11 protein-coding genes and 1 pseudogene are annotated in these 13,169 nt (G+C 64.4%); 1 reads left to right on the top strand and 11 read right to left on the bottom strand.

Translation table 11 applies throughout. From position 1 onward, the window contains the following. Positions 1-38: 38 nt before the first annotated feature. Positions 39-1,535, bottom strand: coding sequence for an aldehyde dehydrogenase family protein (locus ACVT6V_RS10725; protein ID WP_489899760.1), 1,497 nt, complete (start codon positions 1,533-1,535; stop codon positions 39-41). A 124-nt stretch (positions 1,536-1,659) separates the two neighbouring features. On the opposite strand from ACVT6V_RS10725, the gene ACVT6V_RS10720 reads away from it, so the two are divergent. Next, positions 1,660-2,265, top strand: a complete 606-nt coding sequence (locus ACVT6V_RS10720) for a TetR family transcriptional regulator (RefSeq protein ID WP_051989316.1) — start codon at positions 1,660-1,662, stop codon at positions 2,263-2,265. Between the two features lie 29 nt (positions 2,266-2,294). Here ACVT6V_RS10720 and ACVT6V_RS10715 read toward each other — a convergent pair whose 3' ends face one another. From ACVT6V_RS10715 to ACVT6V_RS10670, 10 genes and pseudogenes are all read right to left on the bottom strand, one after another. Next, the gene (locus ACVT6V_RS10715) at positions 2,295-3,041 is read right to left on the bottom strand and encodes an SDR family NAD(P)-dependent oxidoreductase (RefSeq protein WP_124708203.1); all 747 of its coding nucleotides are present in this window, start codon (positions 3,039-3,041) and stop codon (positions 2,295-2,297) included. A gap of 34 nt (positions 3,042-3,075) precedes the next feature. Continuing rightward, positions 3,076-3,651, bottom strand: a complete 576-nt coding sequence (locus tag ACVT6V_RS10710) for a hotdog domain-containing protein (RefSeq protein WP_489899759.1) — start codon at positions 3,649-3,651, stop codon at positions 3,076-3,078. A 31-nt stretch (positions 3,652-3,682) separates the two neighbouring features. Further along, on the bottom strand, positions 3,683-4,597 hold the full coding sequence (locus ACVT6V_RS10705; protein ID WP_489899758.1) for an LLM class F420-dependent oxidoreductase: 915 nt from the start codon (positions 4,595-4,597) through the stop codon (positions 3,683-3,685). Positions 4,598-4,607: 10 nt separating this feature from the next. Then, positions 4,608-5,795, bottom strand: coding sequence for an acyl-CoA dehydrogenase family protein (locus ACVT6V_RS10700; RefSeq protein ID WP_489899757.1), 1,188 nt, complete (start codon positions 5,793-5,795; stop codon positions 4,608-4,610). A 7-nt stretch (positions 5,796-5,802) separates the two neighbouring features. Then, entirely contained in the window at positions 5,803-6,387 is a 585-nt protein-coding gene (locus tag ACVT6V_RS10695; protein WP_489899756.1) for a flavin reductase family protein, read from the bottom strand. Positions 6,388-6,439: 52 nt separating this feature from the next. Continuing rightward, positions 6,440-7,639 carry a thiolase family protein gene (locus tag ACVT6V_RS10690; RefSeq protein WP_489899755.1) on the bottom strand — a complete coding sequence of 400 codons (1,200 nt, stop codon included), beginning with the start codon at positions 7,637-7,639 and terminating at the stop codon, positions 6,440-6,442. 30 nt (positions 7,640-7,669) lie between these two features. Beyond that, positions 7,670-9,136: an aldehyde dehydrogenase gene (locus ACVT6V_RS10685; protein WP_085950799.1), complete on the bottom strand. Its 1,467-nt coding sequence runs from the start codon at positions 9,134-9,136 to the stop codon at positions 7,670-7,672. A gap of 56 nt (positions 9,137-9,192) precedes the next feature. Then, a complete protein-coding gene (locus ACVT6V_RS10680) occupies positions 9,193-9,975 on the bottom strand; it encodes an enoyl-CoA hydratase/isomerase family protein (RefSeq protein WP_232017167.1) in 783 nt (260 codons plus the stop codon). Between the two features lie 93 nt (positions 9,976-10,068). Next, positions 10,069-11,547, bottom strand: a pseudogene (locus ACVT6V_RS10675) (class I adenylate-forming enzyme family protein); the annotation flags it as partial. Positions 11,548-11,570: 23 nt separating this feature from the next. Beyond that, positions 11,571-13,139, bottom strand: a complete 1,569-nt coding sequence (locus tag ACVT6V_RS10670; protein ID WP_124708208.1) for a class I adenylate-forming enzyme family protein — start codon at positions 13,137-13,139, stop codon at positions 11,571-11,573. Positions 13,140-13,169 lie beyond the last annotated feature (30 nt).

Raw genomic sequence — 13,169 nt, 5'->3', positions numbered from 1 at the left:
GATTGATTCTCCTCGTTTGTGTTCGGTGTGGATGGTTGTCAGGCGATATCGAGCGGCAACGTTGTGGCGACTGCCTTGGTCTCGAGGTAGGTCTCGAGTCCCTCGATGCCGCCTTGCCTGCCCACGCCGCTGTGCTTGTACCCGCCGTAGGGCGAATCAGACCCGTAGAACATGCCACCGTTGATCATGAAGGAACCCGTGCGGACGCCACGGGCAATCGTCAGTGCTCGTTCCGGGGATGTGGTGAAGACGTTGCCCGACAATCCATAGATGCTGTCGTTGGCGATCCTGATCGCGTCCGCATCGTCATCGAACGGCGTGACCGACAGCACCGGCCCAAAGATCTCGGCCTGCGAGATCGCAGCCGCATTGTCCACGTCGGCAAAGAGGGTCGGTTGCACGAAGTAGCCCTGGGGCCTGTCCTCGGGAATCCTGCCACCGACGATCAATCGGCCACCCTCGGCCTCGCCACGTCTGATCAGCTCAAGAATGTTGGTTCGCTGCTTCTCCGTGATCACCGGCCCACAGAAGACGCCGGGATCGGCCGGATCGCCATAAGGGATTGCCGCGTAGATCTCTTCCAGCGCGGCTACCGCTTGGTCGTACTTTGACCGATGGACGAGCAGCCGGGTCGGCAACGCGCAGCCCTGTCCTGCGTGCATGCACGCCGACATCGCGGCGGGTAGCGCCGATGCGAGATCCGCATCGTCCAATACGATTCCAGCGCTCTTGCCGCCCAGTTCGAGGAGTAGTTTCTTGAACGTGGGGGCCGACTTCTCGGTGATCAGCCGACCCGTCCTGGTCGACCCGGTGAACGAGATCATGTCGACGCGCGGGTCCGTCACCAGTCGCTCGGCGACGGCGATGTCACTGGTGGTGATGATGTTGACGACGCCGGCCGGGATCTCGGTCTTCTCCGCGATCAGTCGCCCGACCCGGGTCGCATTCCACGGCGTCTCCGATGCCGCCTTGATGACCACGGTGTTTCCGGTCGCGAGAATCGGACCGAGCTTGTTGATCAAGATCTCAAAGGGAAAGTTCCACGGGATTATGCCGGCGACGACTCCGACAGGTTCCTTGAACACATGCCGCATGTTGGTGATACCGAGCAACGAGCTGTCGGAAAGGCGGCGGTGCCACGGCAGGCCCGCGACCGCTTCGGCCGGCCAGAGGAGACCGTCTGACAATGGCCAATCAAGCTGTGCCATATAGGTTGTCATCAGTGGCGCACCTGCTTCGATGACCAACTCCAGTCGAAGGTCCTCTGCCTCGGCACTGATCGCCTCATGCAGTTGATGGAGGCAGCGTTGCCGGAACTCGAGGTCCGTGGCCCAGGACGTGTTGTCAAAGGCGCTCCGGGCGGCCGCAATAGCCGCGTCCATGTCGGCGGCGGTGGCATCGGCGGCGACACCCACCTTCTCACCGGTCGCGGGATTCACGACGTCGAATGTCCCCCCTGCGCCCGCGTGTCGCAGAACTCCATCGAGGAGAATCCGCTCCTCGTGTGTGACCGAAACCGATTGTGGTGCTGACATTTGCGTCCTCCGATCCCGCACCTGCGTGTGCGGGCAAGCTGTGTTCCGTGTCACAGACGCTACCTTTTGGGCCTCAGAACCACAACCCATTGACGTAGTAGGGTTTCGTGCAGAGGGAGGGCATATGGCCGAGCTTCACAAGACGGAGACGAATCGCGGGGGACGGCCCCGTGTCACGGACAAGACCGCCATCGCGGCGGTCGGTTTGCGACTGTTCGCCGAACGCGGCTTCGACTCGGTCACCATGGCAGACATCGCCGACGCATGCGGCATCGGTCGCAGCACCCTCCTGCGGTACTTCGCCGCGAAGGCCGACATCCTCTGGGATCGCTCGGCCGACGAAGTGGCGGCGCTGGCCGAGAAGCTACGGGCAGCGCCGACGTCCGCGGATCCGGTTGGGGTGCTGTGCGTGGAGCTGCCGGCGATGCTCGGCTACCTCGATTCCGAATTGGATCTGCTGCGTACGCAAGTGCGAATCATTGCGGAGTCGTCGAACGGTTGGCCCCTCGGGTCGACCAGGTTCAGCTCCTGGGAATCCGTGGTGACCCTCTTCATCACGTCCCGCACCGATCACCGGCCTGGCGATCTGTTCACACAGCTTTTGACGCAAAGCCTCTTCAATGCCGGCTGGACGGCACTCACGGTCTGGGCCGAATCCGATGAGCAGCGGCCGGACCGGCTGCTGCAGGAGGCATTCGGCTTGGTGCGCGGCGGTTTCACCAGCACCTGATGTGAGCGACGAACGCGAGATCGTCGCGCTCAGTCCCACATCAGACCACCATCGATGAGCAGGGTGTGTCCGGTGACGAAACCCGCCTCGTCGGAGAGCAGGTACGCGACGGCCGCCGCAACCTCCTCCGGCCGACCCATCCGACCCACCGGGATCAGATCTGCCCACTGCTCCTGTTGGTCGGCGCCGAACGCGATGATTCCCTCGGTCAGAATCGTGCCGGGACCGACCGCGTTGATCTGTATGTTTCGCCGCGCGTACTGTAGCGCGGCATTCTTCGTCAGTCCCACGACACCGTGCTTGGCGGCGGTGTAGGCGGCCATGCCGGGCGCGTTCTTGGTTCCGGCATTCGACGCCATGTTCACGATCTTGCCGTGTCCGGCCTGGACCATGTGGGCCAGTTCTCCACGCATACAGAGGAACGTACCGCGCAGATCCACACCCATCACCGCATCCCACTCGGCGATCGACAGCTGATGGAGGTCTCCGGGGGTATGGGCGATTCCCGCGTTGTTCACGGCGAGATCGAGACCTCCGAGGTAGTCGATCGACTCGGCGATCAACGCCTCCACACCGTCGGCATCGGAGACGTCGGCCTGGATGAACGAGGCCTGGCCACCGGCGCCCACGATCGTATCGACTGTGGCTGCTCCCCCCTCGGCGCTCACATCCGAAACAACCACCCGCGCTCCGTCACTCGCGAGGCGGATGGCAATCGCCCGACCCAGGCCCGAGCCCGCGCCGGTGACCAGCGCGCCGGCATTCTCAAATGTCATCTTCGTCTCCGTTGACGTGCGTGCGATGTGTCGATCAGGGCTGGCCGGGCAACAGCCGGACGAAAAGCGCTTCTGCCTCGGCGCAGACGAGGTCACCATCGGAGATCGTTCCGGTCACGAAGGTCTTTCGACCCTCGATCTTCTCGATCCTCGCGTCGACGCGCAGTGCTCGCAGCACCGGGGTGACGCTGCGATAGTTCACATTCAGGAATGCCGTCCTCGAGTTGGGTTGGCCTCTGCGGCTGACGAACATACCGAGTAGATCGTCGAACAACATGGGGATGACTCCGCCATGGACGGCGCCTCCCCCACCCATGTGCGCGTGGTTGAACGTCACGGTTCCGGCCAGGGAGGTGTCGGATGTGTCGGTGGCCTCGTACTTGACCAGCATCGGGTGTACATCGCTGCCCATCTCCCGGTCCCGTGCCACGCGGTGACCCTCGGGCGCCTCGAACTCTTTGAGCCGCTTCGTCACATCCGCGACGGCCGCCGTCAGTTCCAGAGTGGCCGCCGGTGGCGGCGCCACCAAGCACAGGGTCTCCTGCAGATCCCGAAACGCATCTATCAGGTCGACAAAGGCTGTGGTGTCGTACGCCGGCGCCTCGGTCATCGTCGCTCTCTCTGTGGGGTTCGGCGATCGATCACCGGATCAGGCCTTCGCTGATCACGGCCAGGTCCGCCTTGAGACCGGAGAAGCTTCGGCTCGTGGGTTCGATGGTGATCCAGGTGACCCCGGCGTCCTCGTAGGCGGCCAGCTTCGGTGCGACCCTGGCGACGAACTCAGTGGCGCCTCCCGATCGCAGCGCATCGCTTTCGAACGGGACAAACGAAACGTCGATGTCAGGTTTGCCCAGCTCGGCACGTCGTTTGTTCTGCGCGCTGATCTGGATGCCGAGTGATTCGATGTCCTCGAGCGGCGGGGTCTTGGTGATCGCCGCCATTTCGGCCTTCTGTGCGATCGGCATCCAACCGTCCGCCTTCTCGGTCACCCGCCGACGCGCGGCCTGACTGTTGCCACCGATCCAGATCGGCGGACCGCCGTCGGTCAGTGGCAGTGGCAGCGCGATGTGCCCGGAGATTCCGAATGCCGGACCGTCGTGTTCCTCGCCTCGCCATGTGGCCCGCATGGCGTCGATGCCCTCGTCGAAAAGCTTCCCGCGGCGCGCATAGTCCGCGCCGAGCGCCGTGAACTCCGACTCGAGATATCCGGCACCGAGTCCGAGAGTGACCCGACCACCGGACAGAAGGTCGAGACTTGCAACGGCTTTGGCACCCAGATAAGGACTCCGATATCCGACCACCATCAGATAGGTGATCAACCTGATGTTCTTGGTGGCCTGGGCCGCCATCGACAACGAGACGAACGGATCAAAGGCATGGTGTCCGCCGTTGGCCAGCCATTCGCGGTCAGGATAGGGATGCTCACTCATGGAGAAGCCGTCGAACCCGGCGTCTTCGGCACAACGCGCGACTTCACCGAGACTGCCGTCGCCGATCCAGTCGCGGTAGTGTTTGACCGCTCGCATGGGAAACATCAGATTGAACTTCACAGCCATGATCACACCTTCACTTGAACAGTTCGCGGGCAATCACTACCCGCTGCACCTCGGTGGCGCCTTCTCCGAGGCGTTTCACCCTCAGATCGCGAAACCACCGTTCCAGCGGCAGCTCGTCGGAAAGTCCTAGGGCGCCGTGGATCTGGATGCACTTGTCGATTATCTTGTAGGCCACCTCGGTGCCATACATCTTGGCGATGGAGGCGTCGACCTTGACGTCCTTGCCGAGATCGGCGTTCCAGGCAGCCTGATACATCAGCAGCCGGGCCGCCCGAAGTTCCACCTCGGCATCGACCAACATCCAGGCGATGCCCTGCTTGTCGGAGAGCTTGCCGCCGAACACTTCGCGCTCTTTGGCCCATCGGCACGCGGCGTCGAGCGCCTCTTGTGCGATCCCGATCGGGCCGGCCGCGTAGATGATCCGACTGTAGATCAGGAAGTCACTGGCCAGCCTGAACCCGCCACCCTCGGCACCGATCAGATTGGAGGCCGGAAGCCGCACATCGTCGAAGTGCAGCTCGAAGGGTGAAAACGACGCCATCACACCGATGCGGTGCAAGGACATTCCGGGAGTGTCCTTTTCAACGATGAAGCAGGAGATCCCCGCTCGCCCCTCGCCGGTCCTGGCATACACCACTCCCCAGTCGGCGTTCTCTGCGTGTGAGGTCCACATCTTGCTGCCGTTGAGCACGTAGTGGTCGCCATCTCGGACTGCTCTGAGGCTGATCGCACGTGCCGGATCGGAACCGCCGTTCGCCTCGCTGATCGCGGTATAGGCCTTGGTCATCGTGCCGTCGAGAATCGGTTGCGCGAACTTTTCGAACTGTTCGGCCGAGGCTTTGAACATCACGTTGGGCGGATTGCCACCGAAGGCGCCCAACGCCGGGAAGAACGCTCCCATCCGGCACTTGGCCGCCTCTTCGGCCACCACGACTTGCCCGAGGACGCTCAGACCGGCACCCCCGTACTCCTCTGGTGTCTGCAGCGCCCACAGGCCAAGGCCGCGGGCCTTCTCCTGCAGGGGAATCAGTTGATCGCGGGCCAGGCCCGCCGCATCGTGCGGAAGGGTCGCCTCGAGCGGATGGACCTCTCGCTCCATGAACCGACGCACCGTCTCGCGGAGCATTCGCAACTCTTCGGGCAACTCCCATGAGCCGAGCGGCGGGCCCTCGACGTCGGTGACGGTGTCCACGGTCATCTGTGCCTCAGACCTTCTGACCGAAACGGTGATCCTTGGCGCTCTGCAGTTGCGGCACGTGGTTGGCGTCGTACTGCGCTATCCACTCGTCGGGCAGCTTGCCCCACGCCTCACCGATCTTGATGCGCGGCGCCTGGCTGAACACCTCGGCGGCGACCACGTCACCGACGAAGATGGTGCTCTCCTGCACATCGAGCGAACCGATCACCTTGCATTCGACGTAGCTGTGCGCATCGAGAAGGATCGGAGCGCCGGTGACGCCGGTCTTCGTCCGGAGCTTGCCGATCTTGTCGCCGTCCCGTCCCGAGCTGCCACCGAGGGTCATCAGGATCTCGAGGGAGGCATCGACCTCGTCCTCACCCGCACTGAGCATGTGCATCGCGAAAACCCCTGAGTTCAAGAGCATGTCGTGGGTCATGTTGTACTTCGTCAGGCTCACAGTGGCACGCGGAGCCTCCGGGATGATGCTGGCGGCGCCGGCCGACAGCGACATCAAGCCGTTGGCGAATCCACCGTCGACCGTGGTGATGGCGACCGGGTACGGACGCAAACCGCCCAGAACCTTGTTGGCGGCGTCAGTGTCCACATTCATCGCTGTTCTCCTTTGTGTGTCGGGCAAGTGTTGCGTGTCGGGCAGATCGTCGTCATCTGGTCGCCGGTGCCGGGACGTCGATGACGACCGCACCTGCCTGGCCTCCACCTGCACACATCGCGGCGACACCGTATCCGCCTCCGCGACGGCGCAGTTCGCCGATCAGCGAGATGATCATGCGAGCCCCGGATGCCGCCACCGGATGCCCGATCGAGCATCCGCTGCCGAGCACGTTGACAACATCCTCGCTGATCCCGAGCTTCTTGCAGGCCGCGACGGGGACTGCGGCGAACGCCTCGTTGATCTCCCACAACGCCACGTCCGATATCCCGATTCCGGCCCGGTCCAAGACCTTCGGGATGACGTCGAGGACCGCAAGGCCGGTGTGCGACGGGTCGATACCAGTTGCCGCCCACGCCTTGACGGTCGCAAGGACCTCGAGTTCCCGGGCTTCGGCGAGATCGGAGCCGACCACCATCACCGCGGCAGCGGCGTCATTGATGCCACTGGAGTTGCCTGCGGTGATCGAGAAGTTCTCGATCTCCGGGTGTAGGGGCTTGAGGCCTGCGAGGCGTTCCGCGGTCGTGTCGCGGCGCGGATGCTCATCGGTGCTGAACTTCACCGTGCTGCCATCCTGCTGTCGTGCCGAGACCGGCACGATCTCGTCGACGAACGCTCCCGAGTCGATGGCCGCGACGGCCCGCTGATGCGACCGCAGCGCCCACGCATCCATCTCTTCACGGGTCAGGTCGAGTGCTGTCGCGGTGTTCCAGCCCACGGTGATCGACATGTCCTGGTTCGGCGCCTCCGGGCTGTCCGGATGGGTCGGCGGCATCCACCTCTCGGTGAACTCGTCGACGGTCCCCGGCGTCCGGAACGCCTGCAGCGGACCGGTCGAGACGGATTGGGTGCCGCCGGCGATGATGGCGCGTTCGGCGCCCGAGATAACCTGCGCTGCAGCATTTCCGACTGCAGTAAGGCTGCCCGCACAATGTCGGTTGACAGACTGGCCGGGCACCTGGGTCATTCCGGTCACCACTGCCGCATGCCGCGCGACATCGCCACCGCCGTAGTTCGATTCGGCGAGGATGATGTCATCGATCTGTGACGGCTCCAGGCCGGAACGCTGTTGCACCTCGGCGACGACGACTTCGGCGAGCTCCATGGCGGTGGTGTCGCGCAGGGTGCCTTTGAACGAGGTGCCGACCGGGGTACGCGCTCCGGCGACTATGACGGCTTCGATGGTTGACATGATTGAGTACCTTTCGTTCGGGTGCGCGGCTCAGCCGAGCGTGAAGGGGTCACGGGTGGCGCCGCTGAGTTCGACCCACACCGCCTTTGTTTCGGTGAAATCCTTGACCGCGTCAATGCCGTTCTCGCGGCCGATACCGCTGGCACCGACCCCTCCGAAGGGCACGTGCGGAGAGACCGTGCGATAGGAGTTGATCCAGACGGTGCCCGCGCGCAGCTTGCCCGCAACCCGGTGGGCCAGGTGAACGTCCTTGGTCCAGACCGAGCCGGCCAGGCCGAACTCGGTGGAATTCGCGGCCGTGATCGCCTCCTCCTCATCGGTGAACGTCGACACCGCGAGCACCGGACCGAAGATCTCTTCGGTGACCGCCCGCATGCCCGCGGTCACCCCGGTCAGCACCGTCGGCTTGACGAAGTATCCGCCGAGCTCGCCCGCGGGTTCCCCGCCATAGGCGATGGTGGCACCCTGTTCCCGCGCGGAATCGAAGTGTGACAACACTTTCTGGTACTGCGGCGCGTTCGACACCGGCCCCATCTCGGTGCGCGGGTCCTTGGGATCGCCGAGGACGATCGTCGAGGCCCGGGCGACGACCTTCTCGATCAACTCGTCGGCGACACTCTCGTGCACCAGCAACCGTGAGCCCGCGAGGCACGTCTGCCCGGTGGCGGCAAAGATGCCGGAGATGACTCCGTTCGCAGCAGCATCGAGATCCGCGTCGGGAAAGACCACCTGCGCCGATTTGCCGCCGAGTTCCAGGGTGAACCGGGTCATGTTGGCGACCGCGGCTTGGCCGACCCGAATCCCGGTCCCGGTCGACCCGGTGAATGCGATCTTGTCGACATCTGGGTGCGAGGCCAGTGCGGCCCCCGTCTCCGGTCCCCAACCGGTGACCACATTGACCACTCCGGGCGGGAATCCCGCCTCCGCGAACAATCTGGCGAAGGCCAGGGTAGATGCCGGGGTGTGATCGCTCGGCTTGATCACAAACGTGCAGCCTGCGGCGAGACCTGCGGCGAGTTTCCAGGACAGCAACAGCAGCGGTGAGTTCCAGGGCGTGATGGCACCGACGACACCCACCGGCTCGTGCGTGGTGTAGACGAGAAAGTTGGGTTTGTCGGTGGGGATGACGGTGCCCTCGAGCTTGTCGGCCATTCCCGCGTAGTAGTAGAAGTACGCGGGCAGTCCGCGCATCTGGCCGGACATCTCGCGCAACAGCTTGCCGCCGTCGCGGACCTCGAGTTCCGCCAGTTCGTCGGCGTCTCGCTCGATCAGCTCTGCCAGACGCCAGATCAGCTTTCCACGCGCAGACGCGGTCAACTCTCCCCACGGACCGGACAGTGCCGCTCGGGCCGCCCGGACCGCACGATCCACATCCGCGGCGCCCGCGTCGGGTACTCGCACCCACGGCTCACCGGTGAATGGGTCGACACTCTCGTACGTCTTGCCGGACTCGGCTTCCACCTCGTCACCGCCGATGAGCAACGGATAACTGGCGATCTGGTCGGTGAGGGTCTCTGTGCTCACAACAACTCCTTGGGTCAATCGCGGATGGGTCAGCGTAGACGCGGGCTGCGCTTGTTCTTTCGGGAATCGGTGCGCCCCGATCCGGGATTACCGATCTGGGTGTACGACAGCCCCGTGCGCAGCGCGATCGACGGTGTCATGTCCAGTGACTCCCAAATCGCCCGCACAGTCCCCTGAATCGCCTCCGGACGCCGGCCCGCGATCTCAGCCGCGAGTTGCTGGGCGCGCTCCCGAAGTTCGGCTCGCGCCACGACCTCGGTGACGATCCCCGTCCGCAGCGCGCTGTCGGCGGTCATCCTCTCATCGCTCCCGGTCAGCGCCCATCGCAACACCTCGCCGAGCGGAATCCCACGGGCGAGCATGCCCATCGGCTCGAGCGCCGACACGATCCCGGCGTTGGCGTGCGGATCGAAGAAGGTGGTGTCGTCGCTGCAGATGACGATGTCGGACTCGTTGACGAAATACATGGCGCCACCGGCGACCATTCCGTGCAGGGCGCACACCACCGGCTTCCAGACGCGATGCTGTTTGGGTCCCAGCAATACCCCGGGATCTTCCTGGTTGAACCGGTTGATGTGCGTCCACCACGCGCCCTCGCCCACGTCGACACCGGTGCAGAACGCACGGTCGCCGTTGGCCTGCAGAACCGCGACGTGGATGTCGTCCTCGTCGCGGACCCGCTTCCAGATGTCGGCCATCTCGTTCGCCATGGTTTCGTTGAAGCAGTTCAACCGATCTGGCCGGTTGAGCGTGATGGTCGCGACATGCGCGCTGACCACGAACTCAACTGTCTGATAGCTCGTTTCAGGCAATTGCTGCTCGGAAACCTGCGTGGACAACGGAACCTCCGTCGCAGGGGTGAGAAGATCGGAACGAAGCTGCGACTTGGCGATCTTCCCGAGCGAGTTCCGGGGAATGACCTCCACGATCTCCACCTGTTCGGGATACTTGCGCTTGTTCAGGGTCGTGGTCGCGAGGTGGTCGCGAATCGAATCGAGACTCGGGGGCTGGTCCGGATCGCTCGGCACCACCACTGCGCATACCCGCTCCCCCGAGGCCGGGTCGGGCATGCCGATCACGGTGAGATCCGCGATGGCGGGGTCACCGATCAGCGCCTCCTCGACCTCACGGGCCGAAATGTTCTCCATCTTGCGCACGATGATGTCCTTGATGCGTCCGGTGACACACAGTCGACCGGCCGCATTGACGAATCCCAGATCACCGGTACGGAAGAATCCCCGTTCGTCGAGGGCACCGTCATTGTGAGCCGAATCAACGTAGCCCTGGAACAACTGCGGTCCGTGCACACGGATCTCCCCGACCTCCCCGACGGGCAGTTCGGCGCCATCGGCTCCGACGATGCGGACTGCGCCCTGCGGACCCGGCGTCCCCTCGAAGGCCGAATGCTCGGCATCGGTGTCGTCGGGGCTGCCCCAGGTCAGGTAGGGGCACTCGGTCATCCCGTATCCGGAGATGATCCCCACGCCCCCGAGAACCTGCGCCGTCTGCAGGCTCAGCTCCGCCGGCCGGCCGGAACCACCACCGAGTGTGGCGCGCGCCTGTGGGAACAATGGCCGCACCCCGCGGTCGCGCGCAATCCGCAGGTACTCGGTGGTGAAGGGCAGACCGGAGCCGATCAGGGTTGCTCCCTCGGAGATCAATTGATCCGCGTTGTCCTCCGGAACGAACTTCGCCGCGGTGATCAGCGTGTGTCCGACCAGCAGGCTGCTCAGCACATGCGCGATACCACCGACATGTGTGATTGGTACGTATGCGGCGCACCGCTCGTCCTCGGTGACCTGCACGTTGGTGACAAAGGTCTTCGCCGCCGCGATCAGTCCGGCGTCACCGTGCTTGACGCCCTTGGGCGCCGCCGTGGTGCCGGACGTATAGAAGATCCACCTCACCTCGTTGTCGTCACGCTGCGGGCGCGCGGGCAACGTCTCGGGATCGCCCGACATCCAGTCCTGGTCGGCGATCAGGGTCCGCAGGCCTTCGACCTGCTGCGCGACAGCGGTCGCCATGGCACCGTGGTCGAAGCCACGAAACTCGTCGGGCACGATGAGCAGTGATGCGCCGACCTGTCCGGCGATGAAGGCGACCTCGCTCTCCCTCAGCATCGGGATGATCGGGTTCTGCACCGCACCCAGCCGGGAGAGCGCCAGCGACAACGCCATCGCTTCGACACTGCTGGGCAGCTGCCACGACACCACGTCACCGGCGCGCACTCCGTGGCCGTGTAGGGCCGCCGCCGTGGTCATCGCGAGGTCGGCCAGCTCGGCAAAGGTGAACCGGCGGCCGTGCTCGTCGACGGCGAACTCTTTCGAGGGACTCAGCTCGACACGCTCAGTGAGCAGTTCCCAGAGATTCGTCGCCCGCGCCATCGTCGGTTGCCGCTGCGTGGACGTCACGACGAGACCCCGGACGCCGAGACCTTCTCCGGTGCAGTACGCAACGACTCCGCGATCTCACGCTTGAGGATCTTGCCGGCCGGGCCGAGCGGGAACTCGGTGCGGAACTCGAACCGCCGCGGCTGCTTGTAGCCGGCGAGCTCGGCACGGCACAGTGCCGTCAGCTCGCCCGCGACCGTATCGGTGTCGATGTCTCCCTTGGGAACCACCACGGCGACCGGCGTCTCACCCCATTCGGGATCCGGGATTCCCACCACCGCAACCATGTCCACGGCGGCATGATGTCCGATCACCCGCTCGATCTCGGCGGGGTAGACGTTGAAGCCCCCGGAGATGATCATGTCGGTCTTGCGGCCGGTGATGTGCAGGTACCGCTCGGCGTCGAGGTACCCGAGGTCACCCGACCATAATCCGGTACTCCGGAAGGTCTGTTTGGTCTGATCGGAGCGGTTCCAATACCCGATCGCATTGGCCTCGCTGACGATCACGACCTCGCCGATCTCTCCGGTCGGGAGCTCGTTGCCGTCGCCGTCCACGATACGGATGGAACACATCGGCGTTTCCTGCCCGCAGGAGGTCAGGATGCTCGTCTTTCCGTCGACCATGTCGCGATGATCCTGAGGCGTGAGAATCGTTGCCTGTCCGCCGCATTCGGTGAGCCCATACCGCTGTTGCAGGTCACACCCGAGGAGATCCATCGCCTTCTTCGCCAGTCCGGGCGGAACCGGCGCCGAGCCGTAGCTGATCCGCCGTAGGCTCGACATGTCCCGGTGCGGGCCCTCTTCGAGAAGACGCAGGGTGCGCTGCAGCATCGTGGGGATGAAGGTGGTGAAAGTAATCCCGCTGCGTTCGATCTCGTCGATGACGGCTTCGGGGTCGAAGCGCTTGTGAATCACCATCGTCTGGCCGAGGTAGGTCCAGGACAAGGTCCGGACCATCCCACCCGCCGTGAAGAAGGGTGTCGTCGCGAGGAAAACGTCGCTGCGATTGGCCTCGGTGACCAGGCTCGTGTCCACGGCCTGGGCGAGCATCCCGCGGTGCGTGTTGATCACGCCCTTGGATCGACCCGTGGTCCCGCTGGTATACAGGATGAACTGAATGTCATCAGGCCGCAACGACGCCGGTGTCGGGTCGCTGTCATCGGCTGCCCGCAGTGCCGATTCGTAGTCGATACCGACTGCGTTCCCGCCGATCTCGACAACCGTCTGCAGATCGGCGAGTTCCGGACCGAACCGTTCCACCTGGTCGGTGTGGATCACCGCGGCAATCGCTCCGGAGTCGTCCCGGACATGTGCCAGCTCGTCCGGGGCGAGCCTGATGTTCACGGGAACGGTGACCAGCCCGGCCTTGGCCGCGGCGAAGGTGATCTCCGGCCATTCGATGCAGTTTCGGGCGATGACGGCCACCCGGTCGCCCTTCTTCAGGCCAGCGGCGAGGAGGTGATTGGCCAGTCGGCGCGCACGCTCGTCGACGTCACTCCAGGTGTGGGTCCGCCCGGACTCGATGACGGCGGGCTTGTCCGGGTATCGACGGGCGTTGTTGGTTGAGATGTCGCCTACAAGCACGTTGCCTCACAGGTACTTCAGCGCGAAGGC

The organism is Gordonia sp. LMA167, assembly GCF_058130025.1.
Note: the sequence above shows the minus strand (reverse complement) of the source record. Positions and strands in the feature narration are given on the sequence as shown.